Source organism: Rhodanobacter sp. MP1X3 (assembly GCF_014207165.1).
Taxonomy (GTDB): Bacteria; Pseudomonadota; Gammaproteobacteria; order Xanthomonadales; family Rhodanobacteraceae; genus Rhodanobacter.
This window is the reverse complement of record NZ_JACHCO010000003.1, coordinates 500608-519699: the sequence shown is the minus strand read 5'-3', so window position 1 is coordinate 519699 and position 19092 is coordinate 500608. Positions and strand designations below refer to the sequence as shown.

At 59.9% G+C, this 19092-nt stretch carries 18 protein-coding genes; 12 read left to right on the top strand and 6 right to left on the bottom strand.

Features of this window, described 5'->3' with window-relative positions:
* The first annotated feature begins 128 nt into the window (after nt 1-128).
* The 4 genes from HDE79_RS11440 (at nt 129) to HDE79_RS11425 (ending at nt 5765) form a co-directional block, all read left to right on the top strand.
* Nucleotides 129-2231: a LamG-like jellyroll fold domain-containing protein gene (locus HDE79_RS11440; protein ID WP_221440118.1), complete on the top strand. Its 2103-nt coding sequence runs from the start codon at nt 129-131 to the stop codon at nt 2229-2231.
* Between the two features lie 861 nt (nt 2232-3092).
* Complete coding sequence (locus HDE79_RS11435) at nt 3093-3698, top strand: hypothetical protein (RefSeq protein WP_184602083.1); 606 nt, start codon at nt 3093-3095, stop codon at nt 3696-3698.
* Nucleotides 3695-5344: an XVIPCD domain-containing protein gene (locus tag HDE79_RS11430; protein WP_184602082.1), complete on the top strand. Its 1650-nt coding sequence runs from the start codon at nt 3695-3697 to the stop codon at nt 5342-5344. The genes HDE79_RS11435 and HDE79_RS11430 overlap by 4 nt, the downstream gene beginning before the upstream one ends.
* Before the next feature lie 184 nt (nt 5345-5528).
* Nucleotides 5529-5765 (top strand): hypothetical protein, encoded by a 237-nt coding sequence (locus HDE79_RS11425; protein ID WP_184602081.1) that lies wholly within the window; start codon nt 5529-5531, stop codon nt 5763-5765.
* Nucleotides 5766-5826: 61 nt separating this feature from the next.
* Here HDE79_RS11425 and HDE79_RS11420 read toward each other — a convergent pair whose 3' ends face one another.
* Genes HDE79_RS11420 through pdxH form a run of 3 tightly spaced genes read right to left on the bottom strand, consistent with a single transcriptional unit; the run spans nt 5827 to nt 7682 of the window.
* A complete protein-coding gene (locus HDE79_RS11420; RefSeq protein WP_184602080.1) occupies nt 5827-6639 on the bottom strand; it encodes a cobalamin-binding protein in 813 nt (270 codons plus the stop codon).
* 18 nt (nt 6640-6657) lie between these two features.
* A complete protein-coding gene (locus HDE79_RS11415; RefSeq protein WP_184602079.1) occupies nt 6658-7098 on the bottom strand; it encodes a secondary thiamine-phosphate synthase enzyme YjbQ in 441 nt (146 codons plus the stop codon).
* Nucleotides 7095-7682 carry a pyridoxamine 5'-phosphate oxidase gene (gene pdxH / locus HDE79_RS11410; protein ID WP_184602078.1) on the bottom strand — a complete coding sequence of 196 codons (588 nt, stop codon included), beginning with the start codon at nt 7680-7682 and terminating at the stop codon, nt 7095-7097. The genes HDE79_RS11415 and pdxH overlap by 4 nt, the downstream gene beginning before the upstream one ends.
* Nucleotides 7683-7876: 194 nt before the next feature.
* Here pdxH and HDE79_RS11405 point away from each other — a divergent pair, with 194 nt between their 5' ends.
* Nucleotides 7877-8707, top strand: a complete 831-nt coding sequence (locus HDE79_RS11405) for a kinase (RefSeq protein WP_184602077.1) — start codon at nt 7877-7879, stop codon at nt 8705-8707.
* 92 nt (nt 8708-8799) lie between these two features.
* Here the strand turns inward: HDE79_RS11405 and HDE79_RS11400 are convergent, their stop codons facing one another.
* On the bottom strand, nt 8800-9642 hold the full coding sequence (locus HDE79_RS11400) for an SDR family oxidoreductase (RefSeq protein WP_184602076.1): 843 nt from the start codon (nt 9640-9642) through the stop codon (nt 8800-8802).
* 65 nt (nt 9643-9707) lie between these two features.
* Here HDE79_RS11400 and HDE79_RS11395 point away from each other — a divergent pair, with 65 nt between their 5' ends.
* From HDE79_RS11395 to HDE79_RS11370, 6 genes are all read left to right on the top strand, one after another.
* The gene (locus HDE79_RS11395) at nt 9708-10265 is read left to right on the top strand and encodes a shikimate kinase (RefSeq protein WP_184602075.1); all 558 of its coding nucleotides are present in this window, start codon (nt 9708-9710) and stop codon (nt 10263-10265) included.
* On the top strand, nt 10262-11353 hold the full coding sequence (gene aroB / locus HDE79_RS11390) for a 3-dehydroquinate synthase (protein ID WP_184602074.1): 1092 nt from the start codon (nt 10262-10264) through the stop codon (nt 11351-11353). The genes HDE79_RS11395 and aroB overlap by 4 nt, the downstream gene beginning before the upstream one ends.
* Nucleotides 11354-11366: 13 nt before the next feature.
* The gene (locus HDE79_RS11385; RefSeq protein ID WP_184602073.1) at nt 11367-11870 is read left to right on the top strand and encodes a hypothetical protein; all 504 of its coding nucleotides are present in this window, start codon (nt 11367-11369) and stop codon (nt 11868-11870) included.
* A 108-nt stretch (nt 11871-11978) separates the two neighbouring features.
* A complete protein-coding gene (locus HDE79_RS11380) occupies nt 11979-12239 on the top strand; it encodes a WGR domain-containing protein (RefSeq protein WP_184602072.1) in 261 nt (86 codons plus the stop codon).
* A gap of 1 nt (nt 12240) precedes the next feature.
* Nucleotides 12241-13305, top strand: a complete 1065-nt coding sequence (gene hemE, locus HDE79_RS11375; RefSeq protein ID WP_184602071.1) for a uroporphyrinogen decarboxylase — start codon at nt 12241-12243, stop codon at nt 13303-13305.
* A 122-nt stretch (nt 13306-13427) separates the two neighbouring features.
* Nucleotides 13428-14189 carry a short-chain dehydrogenase/reductase gene (locus HDE79_RS11370; RefSeq protein ID WP_184602070.1) on the top strand — a complete coding sequence of 254 codons (762 nt, stop codon included), beginning with the start codon at nt 13428-13430 and terminating at the stop codon, nt 14187-14189.
* A gap of 103 nt (nt 14190-14292) precedes the next feature.
* On the opposite strand, the gene HDE79_RS11365 is transcribed toward HDE79_RS11370, so the two are convergent.
* Nucleotides 14293-15282 (bottom strand): glycoside hydrolase family 16 protein, encoded by a 990-nt coding sequence (locus tag HDE79_RS11365; RefSeq protein WP_343205951.1) that lies wholly within the window; start codon nt 15280-15282, stop codon nt 14293-14295.
* A gap of 343 nt (nt 15283-15625) precedes the next feature.
* Here HDE79_RS11365 and HDE79_RS11360 point away from each other — a divergent pair, with 343 nt between their 5' ends.
* Entirely contained in the window at nt 15626-18517 is a 2892-nt protein-coding gene (locus tag HDE79_RS11360) for a valine--tRNA ligase (RefSeq protein WP_184602069.1), read from the top strand.
* Between the two features lie 98 nt (nt 18518-18615).
* Here HDE79_RS11360 and rimI read toward each other — a convergent pair whose 3' ends face one another.
* On the bottom strand, nt 18616-19092 hold the full coding sequence (gene rimI, locus HDE79_RS11355; protein WP_184602068.1) for a ribosomal protein S18-alanine N-acetyltransferase: 477 nt from the start codon (nt 19090-19092) through the stop codon (nt 18616-18618).

Sequence of the window (19092 nt, the reverse complement as noted above, 5' to 3'; positions counted from 1 at the left end):
CTTCTTTTAATGGTAGTCACTTCTGGATGGAGTCCCTGGTGAAAAAATTGAAATCGCACAAAGCGTGCACACGCGTTGAGCAATTCCCACCCACAGCCTCCGAACACGAACCAGCATTGGACCATGGCTTGATCGACGCCGACTTGTCGCGTCGTGGCTTTCTGTTTGGCTTGGGCTCCCTGGCACTCATGGCCTGCACTGGCCGCACATTCGCTTCGCAGCTCGGGACGATAAGCAGCAACGTTCCCAGCGCATTTGCGCATCCCGGTCTGATGCATACGCAGGCCGATTTTGTTCGGATGGCGCAGAAACACATCAGGTCACCCTGGGTCGGTAGTTGGGATTTGCTAGTTGCCAGCCCCAAGGCAACGCTTTCGTATAGCTCCGCCCCTGTGTCCACAATTTATCGTGGTCGCGATGTGACGCAGAATTTTTCGAGGCTCTACAACGAGTGCGCTGCGATGTACGGTATGGCGTTGCGGTGGAAGATTACGGGCGACGCGACATATGCCGCCAAAGCCACGAGCATGCTCAACGGCTGGGCCTCCACCCTGACCTCGATCCAAGGCAGAGACCGCGCGCTGGTCTCCGGCCCCCAAGGCTTCGAGCTTGCCAATATCGCGGAAATGCTGCGCGACTATAGCGGCTTCACTGACGGCAATTTAGCCTCAGTCAAGAACATGTTACGCACCATCTTCTATCCGATTTCGCATGACTTGCTGAGCAATCACGGTGGTCGCAGCCCACTGCAGATCAATGCCAACTGGTATCTCTTCAACATGGCCGCCATCATGGCCATCGGCATCCTGTGCGACGACCGGGTACTGTTTGACGAAGCTGTTGGCTATTTCAAGACGGGCAATGGCAATGGCTGTGTCATGCGTGCCGCGTACTACATGCATCCAGGTTATCTGTGCCAGTGGCAGGAATCCGGCCGCGACCAACCCCACACCATGGACGGCATTGCGGCTATGGCCGTAGTGTGCGAAATGGCCTGGCATCAGGGCGTGGACCTTTACGGCTACGACAACAACCGTTTCCTGGCCGGGACAGAGTATTCCGCCAAGGCAAACGTTATTGCATCGGGGACCACTTACTACACCGTTCCGTATGTGCCCTACCAGAACGGTGTCTACACCTGGAACACATTCTCAATCCTGAAGCAAGGCGACGCGACGCCATGCTGGGCTCTTATCTACAACCATTACGTCAACCGCAAGGGGCTTGCCGCGCCGTACTCCACCAAGAAGGCACTCGCCATTCAACCTGAAGGGGGCGACTGGGACTTTATTGGTTACGGCACCCTGGCCTACACGCTGGACGCGATTCCCACCGGCGCAGCACCGAGCGGACTTTCTGGTTACATCAGCGCGGGCGCTGTCGTGTTGTCCTGGTGGGGCGGTGTCTATGCCATCGACTACACCGTCAAGCGCTCCGCGCAGGCGGGCGGGCCATATACAACAGTCGCAAGCGGCATCACGGATTTGCTCACCTATACCGATACCCCACCAGCCCCTGGCACCTGGTATTACATCGTCACGGCCAACACCCCTCACGGTGAAAGTGCGCCGTCCAACGAGACAGCCGTGCTGACGGGCACACACTTGCATACGCATCTGCCATTCAACAACACGATTGGCACGAGCGCGGCAGATTCCAGCAGCAACGGCCACGCGGGCACGCTCAATGGCGGCGCTACCTGGGTCGCTGGTAAACAAGGCAACGCGCTTTCGTTGAATGGCAGCAACGGATATGTCGCCCTACCCAACCAGCTCATGGACGATGTCGCGGACTTCACGGTTTCCGTGTGGGTGTTCTGGAACGCCTCCAGAAATTCGGAGCGCGTATTCGATTTTGGCGCGGGCACCGATCGCTACCTGATGCTCACGCCATGCGCGAGCAGTGGCGTGACCTGCTTTTCCATGACCATTACCGGAGTCAGTGGTGAGCGGAGCATCAACGGCAACGCTGCACTGCCAATCGGGACCTGGGTCCATGTCGCGGTGACGCTGTCCGGCAGCGTCGGCACGCTGTACGTGAATGGCCTCGCGGTGGGCTCAAATACCGACATGTTCCTCGCTCCGTTCCGGATTTGGGATTCGAACCAAAACTGGATCGGGCGTTCCCAATACAACAGTGACCCTTACTTCAACGGCAAGATCGATGACTTCCGCATTTATCACGGCGCCCTCAGCGTGGACGATGTCGCCTCGTTGGCGAATGCGCCATAAGCGCTAGCGCGCCGGGTGACACGTGCTCGGAGTCCCTGTCTCAGACAGGCTGATGAACCGTGACGCGTGCTCGCGCCCTGTCCGGAAATGCCAGATAGGTGCCGCCCCGTGCGCTCTGTGACATGCTCCTCCCCAGCACCGCACTCGCTTGGCTGTAAATGTGCTCCTGTCATTGACGGGCTGGGGATCGCGCCGAAGCGCTTCGATTGAAAGCTGCAGATGGACAAGGGTAAATTACAGAACGCATAGAGCAAGATCTAATGTGGCACTCCCGCGAAGCGATTGGACGTGGTTCTGGCTGAGTAATACACCTCGCGAATTGCCAACTTGTCGCTCGTCCTCATGCCCCTTTGGTTCCAAGTCATCCTAATCAGATGGTGTGTACCCATGAGCTCCTTGCGGTAAGCAGTGAAAGGCGTGTGTAGGCCCGGAAATACGGGACCAGCAGGAAGTGCGTGATCTTCTCCGCTTCACCGGAAGTGAAAGGGTCGCCAACGTGTCGCTAGGTACTGGAACGTATCTAGGAAAAGGACGTCACTAAGATCGAAGTGTATCCACAATTTGTGTAGGACTTTTCTGACATGATGGCTCGAAGTCCACACGTTGGAACGATTAGCGTTAGACCCAAAATGTATAAAGTGATTAGCGTTAGACTGCAAGTTGTATAAAGCATGGAGCGCCGATTTATGCATAGCCAAAGCATGGCTGAACCGGGCAACACGTCGCATAGCTGTGGTCTCCCCAGCTATGCCGAAATGCGTGTATCACACAGTCAAGCTCTGATTGTTCTCTCCGTCGACGACCAAATCATCCCGCTCGGGACGATGGCGACCGAACACCTTCTATGGAGGCAGAAATTCCATGCTTAACCGCTTGACTGCAGTGCTGCTCTTTTCTCTGACCCTGATCACTTCCGGATGTGGCGCATCAACAATGAAAACTCCCGACATCAAGCAAAACCCAAACCCGAAGATGCGCTACGAAATCACCATCACGGTTCATGGGGCACCAAAGGATTTTGATACGGTGAAGGGATCGATGCAGTACGAGGTGAAAAGCAGCGATACCTGTGTGGCCGCCGATTCGATCAGCGGGCATCACAGCAACTTGGCACAGTTCATACCATTCGAGATTAAAAAAGTAGATGACCACACATACAAGGGAACAGTGGTCACTGATTATTTTCTCGATGAAGACTATTACGGCTTGGGCGTCTGTCATTGGGTCATGTCGTCCGCAATGACCGTGTTTAAGATCAATGGCAATGGCGTGGACTTCGGTCCGGGTATAGGTCTGAGTGATGTGCAGGGTCAAAAGTCGGTGGACCTTTATTTCCCGATTAAAACCCTCTCAAACGGCAGCGACCTAAGCTACGGCGATGGCGGACAAAATTTGTCGGATACGGTTAAGAAGCACAGGAGCGATTTCTTCGTCATCACGCTGTCTGCCAAGGGAGTCGCGCCATGACTATCGGTACCGAAGATCATGCGATGCTCGCGGACGATGCATACAACACCCACCGAATTGGCCAAGAGGTGATTTTGGGCAACGTTCACTACAAAGTTTTAGATGAAGTTCACAATAAGTTGAACGGGTATCAGGGAACTGCCTACGTGCGCGTGGACACGGGGGATATTGTTATTGCCCATTGCGGAACCGATGCACCTAGGATGAAGTACCAAGACATTGCGACCGATGCAGGAATGGTCACTGCCGGAGTTAATGCGCAGACACCCGACGCGATGGCTTTCACAAAAAAGGCTTTAGAGGAAGGAAAGCGCTTTGACGAACAAAACTATTTGTCCTTCCATGCCACCGTCACCGGCCATTCCCTGGGTGGCACACTGGCCGAAATAACGGCCTATAGATGCGGCCTGCATGGAGAAACCTACAATGCGTATGGGGCTGCTGGGCTTTTTCAAGGCATTCCCGAGGGCGGGAACCAGGTCATCAACTACGTGCGTGCTACCGACGTGGTCAGCGCAGCGAGCAAGCACTTTGGTGAGACCCATATTTACGCTTCGCAGCAGGATATCGACAGGCTTCAAAAGGCTGGCTATCGGGACAACGCTGGGCCGCTTAACCTCGGCAACCCGATTAAAGGAACGGACTTTGACGCGCATAGCGCGACCAATTTTCTCCCCAATAATCCCCGTCTCGGTCACTCGATTATTTCCAAGGAAAACGAGGCGCTATACGAATCCCATAAAGGGATGATTGACCATTACCGTCAAGATGTCCTCGTCACACGTTCCGTAGTTTCTTTGCCTTGGGAGGAGAGGAAAGCAGTTGTTGAGGTCGGTATGGCGACGGGGCACTTTGTCGACGAGAAGGCGATCCAAGGCGTTCACGCGACTGAGCAAGCCGCGCAATACGTTGGCCACGAGGCGCACCAGGGTTACGACTACGCTAAAGAAAAGGCGATTCAAGCAGCTCACGCGACCGAGCACGGGGCGCAGTACGTTGGCCATGAGGTGCACCAAGGTTACGACTACGCTAAAGAGAAGACGATCCAAGCAGCGCACGCGACCGAGCACGGGGCGCAGTACGTAGGGCATGAAGCGGTCAAGGGCTATAACGCCACCGTCGATGCCACGTCGCGCGGTATTGAGGCGACCGCGCATGCCGGACACCAAGCCTACGATGCAACTTCCCGCGGGATGGAGGACGTTACGAATTTCGCCAAGGCGCATCCGATCCAGCTGAACCATCCATCGCATCCCGACAATAAGCTGTTTCAGCAGGTGCATGACGGTGTAAAGAAGATCGATGCCCAGCACGGCCGCGCGTCGGACCATCACAGTGAGAATCTGGCCGGCGCCTTGACGGTCGAGGCCAAGGCGCAGGGCTTGAAGCGGATCGACACAGTTGCGCTGAGCGATGATGGTTCAAAGGCGTTTGCTGCTCAGAACGTCATCCCTGGCGCATTCAAGAACGTTGCTGGTGTCGAGACAGCCCAAGCGGTCCATATACCCATTGAGCAGAGCACACAGCAGATGACGCAGGTCAATCAGGCTTTGCCGCAGCACGCTCAGACGCAGCAGCAGGTTCAGTCACAACAGCAAGCAGCACCAGTGAATCCGCAACAGAGCAGTCCGACGATGACACGGTAGAGGTACTTGCGACAGGGCTATTCCGCCCATCTCTATCTAAAGTAAAAAGCAAATATTTAGCCGATCAGCTAGCGCCACACCGGCGCTTCCCTGTCTCAAGGGATGAAGTCGGCCGCTACCCGCCTGCTTGTTGGGCGTAACTATATGCAATCCTTTTTCGAGCCAACCGGAGGCGACATATCACTTGCTCGACATGATCGCCAGCGATCCAAGGCCCGCGCTGATCAGCTGTTATGTCTCTTGGGTTCTAACTAAAACATCCGGAAAGACGCTTTCCGGCGGCGCTATTTACCAAAACTTTGTATACATAGACTTGCTTTCGGGCACGCAAGAGAAAAGTGACTCGGCCGCCGATGGCGGACGAAAGCCCGCGGCAGGCGAACACGATTGCGTAAGTCGCCACAACTATCGCCGCCAATGATCAGCATCCCACCGGCAATGACAGGCAACCCTACCTTCCCCGACAATCACAAAGAGCCGATTCAGCGCAGCGCCCACTCCCTCACAATCCGATGAATCGCATCCAACCCATCAAACAATGCTGCCGGCCCCGGCTGCAAAATGATCGGTGATTTGATTTCGTAGAGATCCCCGTGGATCACCGCAGGAATGGTTTCCCAACCCGGTCGCGCCGCGACTTTTTCAGGTCGGAACCGTTTGCCGCACCATGAGCCGAGGATGATGTCCGGCGCGCGCCGGATTACTTCGTCACCATTGGCCAGAATGCGCTGCTTGGCCAGCGGCTCGCGCGCGAGTTCGGGGAAGCAGTCGTCGCCGCCGGCGATGCCGATGATCTCGGCAACCCAGCGGATACCGGTGATGATCGGCTCGTCCCATTCCTCGAAATAGACTTTCGGCCGGCGTGGCAGCTTCGCAACCGCCGCACGGATATCAGCGATGTACTGCTCGGCGCGTTGCGCGTAAACCTCCGCTTTTTCGCTTGCACCAACCATCGCGCCGAGCCGACGGATATAGGCGAGGATGCCATCGACGCTGCGATGATTGCTGATCCAAACCTCGACGCCGCACTTGATCAGCTCACGCGCGATATCGGCCTGGATATCGGAGAAACCGATGGCCAGATCGGGTTCGAGCTTCATGATTTCGCCGATCTTGGCGCTGGTGAAGGCGGAGACTTTCGGCTTTTCCTTGCGCGCCCGCGATGGCCTCACGGTGAAGCCGGAGATGCCGACAATGCGGTGTTCCTCACCGAGCGCGTACAGCACTTCGGTCGGCTCCTCGGTGAGGCAGACGACGCGTTGCGGATAATGATCCAACGGCTTGCGATCAGTCACGCGCGACGCGTCCAACGCTCATTGACCCAGCACCGTCACCATGACCTTGCGCTGGTGCGGATCGGTGCGGTGTTCCCACAGAAAAATGCCCTGCCATGTGCCGAGCTGCAACTTGCCGCCATGCACCGGCACCGTAAGCGTGACGCCGGTCAGCGTGGCACGGATATGCGACGGCATATCGTCCGGACCCTCTGCGTCGTGCTCAAAGATCGCATCGCCATCGGGTACAGCGCGAGCGAACCACCGCTCCAGGTCGCGGCGAACGGCGGGATCGGCGTTTTCACTGATCAGCAGCGAACAACTGGTGTGCGCGGTAAAGATATTCGCGATGCCCGTCTGCACATGGCTGGCTGATACGAGATTGTCCACCCGTGCCGTGATGTCGCTGAAGCCGCGACCATGCGTGTGCACCGCGAAGCTGTCCTGTGCGACCTGCTCGGCGGACATCGCGCGATTCATGGATAAAGCAACCGGCTGGTCCAGGTCTGGCCGTGGCGGTTCCAGCGCACGCGTTCGTGCAGGCGGAACTCGGCGCCGTACCAGAACTCGACCGTGTCAGGCTCGACCAGAAAGCCGCCCCAATGCGGCGGGCGTGTGACATCGCGGCCTTCGAATTCCTGCTCGTACTTCGCCACGCGTTGCTCGAAGGTTTCACGGTCAGGCAATGTCTGCGATTGCTGCGAGGCCCACGCGCCGATCTGGCTACCGCGTGGCCGGCCGGCGAAATACGCGTCGGATTCGGCAGCCTGCAGCTTGCGCGCGGCGCCTTCCACACGCACCTGCACGCCGTGGCGCAGCTGCTTCCAGTGGAAGCACAGCGCGACCTGGGGATGCACGTCGAGCTGGCTGCCCTTGTCGCTCTGGTAATTGCTGTGGAAGCGGAAACCGCGCTCATCGACGCCCTTGAGCAGCACGATACGCGAGGCCACCCGGCCAGAACCGTCCACGGTGGCCAGGTTCATCGCCGTCGGCTCGAGTTCACCGCTGGCCCTGGCTTCGTCCAGCAGCTGTACAAAAGTATTAAGAATTTCGGGGTTGAGCATGGCGGTAAAAACTTTCCTTTTGCATCGAGGCCAACACGCGCCATCATGGCGCGGATGAACACGACCGATGATAGTGCAATGCCGCATCTATCCCGTAACGCCCATGCATGTGGCGTGATGGCGCATTGCTGCGACACGGCTTTGCATCGCGGTTATCGCATGCCAGTTCTTGGCCGCTACCCGGGCCGTTCGCCATGACGGCCCAGGCCAGTGCGCAGAACGAGGCTCTTGCCGGCCACCTGCTGGATCAGTATGCCGGCCGCATCGCCCGCTCGCGTCGACCTTATATTCTGGGCCTGTCCGGCCTGCAGGGTAGCGGCAAAAGCACGCTCGCGCGGGTGATGAAGGCGCAGGCCGAAGCGCGTGGCTGGCATACCGACGTGCTGTCACTGGATGATTTCTATTACTCGCGCAGCGACCGCGAGGCACTGGCTCACCAGATTCACCCGCTGCTGCGCACCCGCGGCGTGCCAGGCACGCATGAGATCGAGCTGATGCTGTCTGTGCTGGCCGCGCTGCCCAAGGCATCGGACAAGCTGCCGGTGGCGCACCCGCGTTTCGACAAGGGCCGCGACACGCGCATTCCCCCCTCGCGCTGGCCACGTTCGATCCGACCGCCGAAGCTCGTCATCGTGGAAGGGTGGGCATTGGGCATTCGTCCGGAAACCGAAGCCGCCCTTGCCGACCCGGTCAACGAGCTTGAGCGCAAGGAAGATCCCGACGGCAGCTGGCGCCACTGGGTCAACAAGCAGCTGCGCGGTTATCAGCCGCTATGGCGCAAGTTCGATGCACTGATCGTGCTGCAGGCGCCGAGCTGGGATATCGTGAGTCGCTGGCGCAGTGAACAGGAAGAAGATCTGCTGGCGCGCCATGCGCCGCTGGCGATGGATGCCGAGGCGATGGTCCGCTTCCTGGCCCACTACGAACGCCTCAGCCGACATGCTCTCGCGACCTTGCCGGCAATCGCCGACAGCTGCGTCGAGTACGACGACGATCGGCATGTGACCGGACTCAGCCACGGTTGAGCTGGTCGACAACGATCGAACGATACAACTGCCGCGGATCTCGTTGCTGGTGCTGGCCAGATGATGCTGTTCGCCATGAGTGTTCTCTGTGGTCAAGTGAATGAGCTATCGAGCACAGCCGCGTAGCCCTCGCGCGAATCCGGCCAGCGCGGTGCAAAACCGCTGCCGCGCAGGCGCGCATTGCTGAGTCGCTTGCTGCCGATCGCGGCGGGCGTCGGTCCGTCCTGCGGCGGATCAACGCCGATCAGTTGCGCCAGTGCGTCGTACAACACATCCAGTGGCAGCGGCGTGTCGTCGGTACCGAGGTATAGCGGTAGCGGATCGGCGAGTTGCAGCAAATGCACGATCGCCGATGCCGCATCGTCGGTATGGATACGGTTGGCCCAATGTTTCGTCCTGCGCGGTACGCGAACCTGCTCTGTGCGCAGACGATCGAGCAACTGCAATTGGCCAGGACCATACAGCCCGGCAAGACGCAACGTGATTGAAGTAACGGATTGGCTCGCCAGCCACTGCTCCGCATCCAGCAAGACTTTGCCGTTGAAACCGCAAGGTGCCGCAGGCGTCGATTCATCCACCCAGTCACCGCCATGCTCGCCGTAGACCGCGCTGGAGGAGACAAACAGCACACGTTGCAATGCAGCACCGCTCAGCGCATCCAGCACATATCGCAGCCCATCGATAAAGGTGGCGCGATAGGCCGCTTCATCCCGCCGATCCGGCGTCGGCAGATAGACCAATTGCGTGATACCTGCAGGCAAGACGTGCAGGCTGTCGGCATGGGTGAGATCACCGCACAGCCAATGGACGCCGCTGTCGTCATCCACCGGCGGTTGGCGACGTAGCGCCCATACCTCGTCGCCACGCGCTAGCAGCCGATGCGCGACACGCAGACCAACGTCGCCACAGCCCGCCAGCAATACGCGTTCGCTCAATGCATCATCCTCAGTCGCCACAGCCTCGCTACAGCAACGGGTACGCGCCCTGTTAGCATTTGCGCATGAACCCGTCACGCAACCTGTTCATCGTCGGCCCGACCGGCGCCGGCAAAACGTCCATCGGGCGTCGCCTCGCCGTGCATTATGGCCTGCCGTTCGTCGATATCGATCAGGAGATCGAACACCAGTGCGGTGTGGACGTGAGCACCGTGTTCGAGATCGAGGGCGAGGCGGGCTTTCGCCAGCGCGAAACCGCGGCCATCGACGAATGCAGCCAGCGCAACGGTGTATTGATGGCCACTGGCGCTGGCGCCGTGCTGGCCGCATACAATCGCGCCTACCTGCTCGATCGCGGTTACGTGGTGTGGTTGCAGGCCAGCATCGCGCAGCAGTTGGAGCGCCTGGAACGCGACCACCATCGCCCACTGCTGGAAGTCTCCGATCGTCACGAACGGCTGCAATCGATGGCGCTGATCCGCGAACCGCTGTACCGCGACGTCGCCGATCTCGCGGTACCAGGCGAACACGGCAGCGTGGCCACCGCGACCGAACGCTGCATCGCGTTGATCGATCATTATTGGCAGCGTCATCCCCTTGCCTCATCCCAGCAGACCGCATGAATCTCCCCGACATCCAGACCATCACCGTCGCACTCGGCGAACGCAGCTATCCGGTTGAAATCGGCGCCGGCCTGCTGGCCGATCACGCACGCTGGCGCGCCGCGCTGCGCGGCCGACACGCTCTGGTGATCAGCAACACCACGGTGGCGCCGCTGTACCTCGATCACGTGGCGAAAGGGCTGGAAGGCCTGTCGTGGTCGTCCCTATTGCTGGAGGACGGCGAGGCACACAAGACCTTCGCCAATGTCGGCCTCGCGCTGGACGCGCTGGCCAAACTCGGCGCCACTCGCGACGCCAGCATCATCGCGCTGGGTGGCGGCGTGATCGGCGACATGGCCGGCTTCACCGCCGCCTGCTGGATGCGCGGCATCGACTTCATCCAGATGCCGACGACGCTGCTGGCCATGGTTGATTCCTCGGTTGGCGGCAAGACCGGCGTCAACCTGCCGGCCGGCAAGAATCTGGTCGGCGCATTTCATCAGCCGCGCGCGGTATTCGCCGATATCGACACGCTGATCACCCTGCCCGATCGCGAATACCGCGCAGGCCTCGCCGAAGTGGTGAAAGGCGCGGCGATCGGCGACGAACCGTTCTTCCACTGGCTGGAACACAACGCCAATCTGCTCGCTGCCCGCGACAGCAACACCTTGCTGGAGGCCATCGCGCGCAAAGTGCGCTACAAGGCCGGCGTGGTGGCGCGCGACGAGACCGAACAGGGTGAGCGCGCCCTGCTCAACCTCGGTCACACCTTCGGCCACGCACTGGAAACCGCCGGCCATTACACCACCCTGCTGCACGGCGAAGGCGTCGCCGTAGGCATGCTGTTGGCCGCACAGCTATCCGAACGCCTGGGCATGAGCGATCCAGCCGACACCACGCGCCTGCACAGCCTGCTGCACGCCATCGGCCTGCCCACGGCCATTCCACCCGGCATGGATCCGCAGCAGTTGCTGGCGCTGATGCGGCTGGACAAGAAAAACACTGCCGGTTCGCTGCGGCTGATTCTGTGGCGCGGAATGGGAAGAGCGGAGATTGTTTCGGATGTTAGCGAGGCGGATGTGCTTGCGACGTTGACTGCAGCCATCTAAAGAAATACACCCCATGACCGCAAAAATAGTATTTGCCATGCTTGTGGTTTTAAGCATCGAGGAACCGGTTAGCGCAGCGACTTTTGCGACGCCAAAGTTTTCGGACTATCCCGTAGTCGAGAAGCCTACTGCAAATGTTTCAGAGCCGCTTCTGAAGACCCCAAAAGATCACGAATACCAATCAACGATCCGTAACGCTGCACATATCGGCAAGGTCAACTTTGCAGGGCATTACGTTCTTTCAGCTGTCGGCTGTGGAAGCAGCTGTTCGATGGTTTTCATCTTGAATGCGAAGGACGGCAGCGTTTACTGGCTGCCCTTCACTGTGAGTTATACGGACCAGGCCGATCAAGGCATCGGCAAAGAATTTTATGCTTTTGATTTTCGTAGCAATAGCGAACTTCTCGTTATTCAGGGAAGCCGTAACGAACATGACGACAATGGCCTTTATTACTACGTTTTCAGTCATGGCCGCCTTCAACTCGTCAAATCGCAACGTTATCCATACAAGCATTAAGCATTAGCGCAAATACGCGCTGCGCAGACTAAGCTCGCTACCGAGCCGCCAGCCTTCTAGAATGCCAAGCTTTACGGTCTGTCTCGCCGTACTGCACATCGGGAAACCATGCGCCTCTATCTGCAAACCGTGCCCGGCAATTCCGACGCACCGCGCTACGTCCAGATCACGCTGGAGCAGGATCTGCTCGGCGGCTGGACGTTGTACCGCGAATCCGGCAATCAGGGCGGTCGCGCCTCGCTCAAGCGCGAGCAGTATCTGGAGCGTGACGAGGCCATTGCTGCGTTCGAGAAAGCCCGCGACGCGCAGCTAAAGCGGGGGTTTCGCGTGATGTTTGCGCAAGGCCTGGAAGGCCCGTACGGACGCTGACATGACCGAACTGAAGAACGACCGATTCCTGCGCGCACTGCGTCGTGAACCTACCGATACCACGCCGATCTGGGTGATGCGGCAGGCTGGCCGCTACCTGCCGGAATATCGCGCTACCCGCGGCCGCGCCGGCAGCTTCATGGCGCTGGCACAGAACCCCGAGCTGGCCTGCGAAGTCACTCTGCAGCCACTCGAACGCTTCGAACTCGACGCAGCGATCCTGTTTTCCGACATCCTCACCATCCCCGATGCGATGGGACTGGGCCTGAGCTTTGCGCAGGGTGAAGGCCCGCGCTTTGCGCACCCCGTGCGCACGCACGCCGACGTCGAAAAGCTCGCCGTGCCCGACATGGACACCGAGCTGCGTTACGTGATGGATGCCGTGCGGCTGATCCGCAAGGAGCTCGACGGTCGTGTGCCGCTGATCGGCTTCTCCGGCAGCCCATGGACACTGGCCTGCTACATGGTCGAAGGCTCGGGCTCGAAGGATTTCGCCACCCTCAAGGCGATGTGCTGGAACGAGCCCAAGCTCGCGCACCGGCTGCTCGATACTCTCGCGCAAGCCGTCGCTGCGTACTTCATCGCCCAGGCCGCCGCCGGCGCACAGACGCTGATGGTGTTCGATACCTGGGGTGGCCTGCTCGGCCCCGCCCCGTTCCGCGAATTCTCGCTGCGCTATATGGCTCATGTCGTCGATGCACTGAAAGCCAGCCCGCACAGCCGCGATCTGCCGATCGTGCTGTTCTCCAAAGGCGCTGGCCAGCACCTCGGCGCACTCGCTGATACCGGCTGCACTGCACTCGGCGTTGATTGGACCATCGACCTCGCCGATGCCCGCGCAGCCGTCGGTGGCCGCGTGGCACTGCAGGGCAACCTCGACCCCGCCATCTTGCGCGCCAGCCCGGAGGTTATCCGCCATGAGGCGCGCGCCGTGCTGGATAGTTACGGCAATCATCCGGGCCACGTGTTCAACCTGGGACACGGCATCACGCCGGAAGTCGATCCCGAGCACGTGAAGGTACTGGTGGATGAAGTCCACGCTTACGGGCGCACGCTGCGCGGCTGAGAATCTTCCGCTGGACGCTCCTGGTATAAGCCAGTGTTTGATCGCGACCCCGCTGTTTTACCAGGCGATGACGGCTGTCCTGATATACCTCTAACCCTCCGAGCGACTATCAGGGCAACAACATGGACCTGCAACTTTCCGGCAAACGCGTACTGATCACCGGTGGATCCAAAGGCATCGGGCAGGCCATCGCCGAGCTGTTGGCGGCCGAAAGCTGCGACCTTCGACTGGTCGCCCGCGATGCCGCTGCACTAGAAGAGGTTGCCACGGCTTTACGAGCTCGATTTCCGGTGAACGTGGAAACCATGGCGGCCGACCTGTCGACCGACACTACCGTTCGCGCTGTCGCCGACTGGGCAGGCAACGTCGATATCTTGGTGAACAACGCCGGCGCGATTCCGCCCGGCACGCTGACTTCGATCGACGACGCCGCATGGCGCAAAGCCTGGGACCTCAAGGTATTCGGCTATATCTCGCTCAGCCGGGCCGTCTATCCGATGATGGCCAAACGCAAACACGGCGTCATCGTCAACGTGATCGGCGCTGCCGGTCAGTGGCTTCCACCGGGCTATCTCGCTGGCGCCACGGGTAATGCCGCACTCATGGCTTTCACCAAGGCGCTGGCGCGTGGCAGCCATGTCGATGGCATTCGCGTGGTCGCCATCAACCCCGGCCCGGTCGAAACCAAACGTCTGGAAACCATGCAGCGCGCCAACGCCGAACGTGAACTGGGCGACGCCGAACGCTGGCGCGAAATGTTCAAGACCATGCCGTTCGGCCGCCCCGCCAAGCCGGCGGAAATCGCGGCGGCGGTGGCGTTTCTGGCGAGTCCGCTATCCGGGTATACGTCGGGGACGGTTTTGACGATTGATGGCGGGGTGTAAGCGCCAGACACCCGCCATTTTCCGGGGAAAGCTCTTGGCTTCAACAAGCTCACGAAGCGACAGCACTAGGGCCCACCGTTGAGTCGCACTGCACGATAGCGCATCAGTGCTTAGCCGCACTCGCCCTCGTCCACACCGCCACATAATCCACCACCATTGGATGCCCTGGCTCGGTCGTCTCATTTGGCGTTGGTATAGCGCCGGCCATCGCGTACGAAAATCCGCCACCCATGGCCACATTCAGTAGAAGAAAGTAGCCGCCCTGCCCGGTGATTTCCTTCCATGTTGCCGCCGGCAGCTGGTTTTGCGATACATGGTCAAAGAGCGTGCCATCGACGTACCAGCGTAATTGCACCGGCGATACGCTGTTGTCCCACTCGAAAGCGTAGATATGGAATGTGGCCTGGCACGTCGCGGGAGCGCACGCCGCACGGCGGCCGAGCCCGTCGGGTTCGCCGCAAGGACCTCCGGGGTAAACGCCGCAGTGCAGGATACCCCATACACTGTCGATGCCATTGACGTTTTCCATGATGTCGAATTCACCAGCCTGCGGCCATTTACCGTTGCGACGATAGCTATGGCCGAGTGCCCAGAACGCGGGCCAGTAACCCAGTGCGGCCTTGTCGCTGACGTCTGGCATCTGGATACGCGCTTCGATGCGCAACAGACCACCCTTTGGCGGCTTGAAGTTGTCTTTCCTGGTTTCGATGCGGGCCGAGGTCCAGTTGCCGGCATGATCGCGCAGTGGCGTAATGCGCAGGTTGCCGTGTCCATCCAGGGAAATATTGGCCGGATCAGCGGTGTAGGCCTGTATCTCGCCCGTGCCCCATTTGGGAGGGCCTGCCGGATACTGGTGGCCGGTATCGAAGCGCCATTTGGCCCTGGATGGGAGCTGATTCGCCGCCCCGACAAAGTCGTCACTGAATTGCAGAGTCCAACCTTTTGGCTTGGGTATTTCCGCGTACGCGTTGGAAATCCCCATCACGGAGATTGCGGTGATCCAACAAGTGGCCAGAATCCACGGCATATGCCGCTGCGGCCACCGAAAACACGCTTCCATCTTGTCCAGCACATACGTTTTGATCAATCGCACGCAAAAACCTTTTTTGGCCAAACCTTTTGGTCACACATCTTGCAGCAGACGCCTTGTTATCATCCCGGCGCCGAAATCAGGCAGCATCCACTTCAGATGCCCTGACAATATACGGTGGCGATGACGTGGGAGACGCGTCACTGCGGAGCTCGCCACCCATAGTCGTGGCAACAGCCGGACCATTAGGTGAACGCTGGATCTCGCGGACAGCCGCTCACTGAAGGCAGCTCCGCAGGGCAATCACCATTATGAATGCTTTGGCAGCTCTATCCCTGCCCCGTACAATGGGATTTCTGCCGTTGCCCATCTGCGCGCCCGAAACGGTGCGCCATTGCGAGTCCCCATGGAAAAGAGTTTCGAACCCGCCCAGATCGAGTCCAAGTGGTACGCGCGCTGGGAAGCCAGCGGTGCGTTCAAGCCAGCGGGCCATGACGATAAAAGCCGGGGCGAGCCGTATTGCATCCTGCTGCCGCCGCCAAATGTCACCGGCACGCTGCACATGGGCCATGCGTTCCAGCAGACAGTGATGGACATGCTGGTGCGCTACCAGCGCATGCGCGGCATGAATACGTTGTGGCAGGTGGGCACCGATCACGCTGGCATCGCCACGCAGAAGATCGTCGAGAACCAGCTCGCCGTCGAAGACAAGACACGCCACGACCTGGGTCGCGAGGCCTTCGTCGAACGCGTGTGGAAGTGGAAGGAGGAATCCGGCTCCACCATCACCAACCAGATGCGCCGGATCGGCACGGCAGCCGACTGGTCGCGCGAGCGCTTCACCATGGACGAGGGCCTGTCGGCTGCCGTGCGCAAGGTGTTCGTCGAGTGGTATCGCGCGGGGCTGATCTATCGCGGTAACCGGCTGGTGAACTGGGACCCGGTGCTGGGCACGGCGGTGTCCGATCTGGAGGTGAACAACGTCGAGCGCGATGGTTCGATGTGGTACATCCGCTACCCCTTCAGCGATGGTCCGATCGACGGCCTCGACGGCATGACCATTGCCACCACCCGCCCGGAGACCATGCTGGCCGATGGCGCGCTGGCCGTACATCCGGACGATGAGCGCTACAAACATCTGGTGGGTCGCTACGTCGACCTGCCGCTGTGCGATCGCCGCATTCCGATCATTGCCGATACCTATGTCGAGCCCGAGTTCGGCACCGGCTGCGTGAAGATCACCGGCGCACACGACTTCAACGATTACGAGGTGGCCAAGCGGCATAACCTCGAAATGATCATCATCATGACGCTTGATGCGCATATGAGCGACAACGCGCCGGAAGCGTATCGCGGGCTGGATCGCTACGACGCGCGCAAGGCCGTGGTGAAAGACCTCGAGCGCGACGGTTTCCTGGTCAAGGTCGAACCGCACAAGCTGCAGGTGCCGGTGAGCGATCGCTCCGACGCGGTGATCGAGCCGATGCTGACCGACCAATGGTTTGTTGACCTGACATCCGACACGCTGCCGGATGGACGTCCCGGCGGCCGCAAGGCAATCACCGAACCGGCACTCGATGCCGTGCGTTCGGGCGAGATCAAGTTTGTGCCGGAGAACTGGACCAGCACCTATACGCAATGGCTGGACAATATCCAGGACTGGTGCATCAGCCGCCAGCTCTGGTGGGGACATCGCATCCCGGCCTGGTACGACGAAGCGGGCACCATCTTTGTCGGCGAGGACGAGGCCGATGCGCGTGCCAACGCCAGCACACCGCCCGTCGGTGCGTTGCGCCAGGACGAGGACGTGTTGGATACCTGGTTCTCCTCCGCGCTGTGGCCGTTCTCCACGCTGGGCTGGCCCGCCAACGGACCGGTGAAGAACGAGCGCGGCGACATCGTGGCCAACTGGGAACACGACAAGATCTTCCTGCCCAGCGCCGTGCTGGTCACCGGTTTCGACATCATCTTTTTCTGGGTCGCGCGCATGGTGATGGCGACCAAGTATTTCACCGGCCAGGTGCCGTTCCGCGAGGTGTACATCAACGCCATCGTGCGCGACGCGGAAGGCAAGAAGATGTCCAAGTCCAAGGGCAATACGCTGGACCCGTTGGACCTGATCGATGGCATCGAGCTGCAGCCGCTGCTGGAGAAATCCACCAAGTCGCTGCTGATTCCGCAGGTGCGCGAGAAAGTCGAAAAACGCATCCGCAAGGATTACCCCGACGGCATTCCCTCGATCGGCACGGATGCGCTGCGCTTCACCTTCGCCGCGCTGGCCAGCTACAGCCGCACGATCAATTTCGACATCAAGCGCGCAGAAGGCTACAAAGCCTTCTGCAACAAGCTGTGGAATGCAGCACGCTTCGTGCTCATGAACGTGTCGGAAGGCGAGATAGCCACGCCCATGGGAGCACCAGCTACTGAAGCCGAACGCTGGATTCTTACCCGTCTCAAACAGACGTTGAACGAAGTCGAGCAGCACTTCGGCAGCTATCGCTTCGATCATCTGGCGCAAGCGCTGTACGAATTTGTCTGGAACGAGTTCTGCGACTGGTTCCTTGAGCTGTCCAAGCCCGCGCTGAGCGGTGACGATGCGGCCGCGGCGGCATCCACCCGTCGTACCTTGCTGGTGGTGCTGGAATCGGTGCTGCGCGCGCTGCATCCGATCATTCCTTTCATCACCGAGGAGATCTGGCAGGAGTTGCCTGCCCGCTCCTCCCTGAGCGCAAAGAACACGCCAGCATCCCTACCGGACTCTTCCAAGGAGCTCATCCTTGAATGCGCCTACCCGCGCGCTGACGACTACGCCGCAGACGATGCGGCTACTGCCGAAATCGAGTGGTTCAAGAACGTGCTCAGCGGCATTCGCCGCATCCGCTCGGAGATGAACATCTCGCCCGGCAAGGTGATCCCGCTGCTGCTTGCCGACGGCGATGCCAACGACCGTACGCGCATCACGAAATTCGCCGCGCAGATCAGTTTCCTCGCCCGCGTCGACGCACCGCAGTGGATCGATAGCGGCGCCGATGAACCTGCTGCGGCTGCCGCCGTAGTCGGCGCCCTGCGCGTGATGATTCCGCTGGCCGGCCTGATCGACCTCGGTGCCGAAAAGGCCCGCCTGGCCAAGGAAATCACCCGCATCGAAACGGAAATCAAGAAGTGCGAAGGCAAACTCAACAACGCCAACTTCGTCGCCAATGCCCCCGCTGAAGTCGTGCAACAGGAACGCCAACGCATCACCGACTGGACCCAACAGATCGACGCCCTGCGCGAGCAGGCGCAGAAGCTGGGGTAAGAAGGGGGAAAGTTACTCAGGCTCCACAGGAGCAGGAAAGCCCCACCTCGCATATCAATCCTCTCCCTAACGGGGAAAGGAGACAAAAGCGCAGCGTGCTACGTCGACGCTGCGCCCAACACCAGCACCATCACAATCGCATCTTCCCGCCCATTCTTGGCCGGGTAATAACGCGGCCGCTTGCCGATCTCCCTGAACCCGATCGACTCGTAGAGTGTCTTCGCCAGAGGATTGGACGGTCGGACTTCGAGGAAAATGCGCTCGGCGCCATTCCAGCGCGCGATATCCAGCAGCCGCCGCAGCAGATGCCGGCCAAGTCCCTGGCCGCGATACTCCTGATCGATGCATATATTGAGCACGTGCGCTTCGCCCGCACCCATCGACAGGATGCCGTAACCGGCAACCAACGCGTCCACACACAGCACCCAGCAAGGGTGGCCGGCTTTCAGGCAGTCGGCGAATACGCCAAGCGACCAGGGAAAATCATAGGAAGCGATTTCCAGTTCGCTGACCCTGGCCAGATCGTCGCTGCGCATCGCGCGTACCTGGATGACGGGCTTGACGACCGCGACCAT

Excerpts from the sequence above, each read along its gene's own strand:
- aroB (WP_184602074.1), top strand. The coding sequence starts at position 10,262 with ATGAATCTCCCCGACATCCAGACCATCACCGTCGCACTCGGCGAACGC.
- HDE79_RS11405 (WP_184602077.1), top strand. The coding sequence starts at position 7,877 with ATGACGGCCCAGGCCAGTGCGCAGAACGAGGCTCTTGCCGGCCACCTG.
- hemE (WP_184602071.1), top strand. The coding sequence starts at position 12,241 with ATGACCGAACTGAAGAACGACCGATTCCTGCGCGCACTGCGTCGTGAA.
- HDE79_RS11370 (WP_184602070.1), top strand. The coding sequence starts at position 13,428 with ATGGACCTGCAACTTTCCGGCAAACGCGTACTGATCACCGGTGGATCC.
- rimI (WP_184602068.1), bottom strand. The coding sequence starts at position 19,092 with ATGGTCGCGGTCGTCAAGCCCGTCATCCAGGTACGCGCGATGCGCAGC.
- pdxH (WP_184602078.1), bottom strand. The coding sequence starts at position 7,682 with ATGCTCAACCCCGAAATTCTTAATACTTTTGTACAGCTGCTGGACGAA.
- HDE79_RS11435 (WP_184602083.1), top strand. The coding sequence starts at position 3,093 with ATGCTTAACCGCTTGACTGCAGTGCTGCTCTTTTCTCTGACCCTGATC.
- HDE79_RS11385 (WP_184602073.1), top strand. The coding sequence starts at position 11,367 with ATGACCGCAAAAATAGTATTTGCCATGCTTGTGGTTTTAAGCATCGAG.
- HDE79_RS11415 (WP_184602079.1), bottom strand. The coding sequence starts at position 7,098 with ATGAATCGCGCGATGTCCGCCGAGCAGGTCGCACAGGACAGCTTCGCG.
- HDE79_RS11360 (WP_184602069.1), top strand. The coding sequence starts at position 15,626 with ATGGAAAAGAGTTTCGAACCCGCCCAGATCGAGTCCAAGTGGTACGCG.
- HDE79_RS11380 (WP_184602072.1), top strand. The coding sequence starts at position 11,979 with ATGCGCCTCTATCTGCAAACCGTGCCCGGCAATTCCGACGCACCGCGC.
- HDE79_RS11395 (WP_184602075.1), top strand. The coding sequence starts at position 9,708 with ATGAACCCGTCACGCAACCTGTTCATCGTCGGCCCGACCGGCGCCGGC.
- HDE79_RS11430 (WP_184602082.1), top strand. The coding sequence starts at position 3,695 with ATGACTATCGGTACCGAAGATCATGCGATGCTCGCGGACGATGCATAC.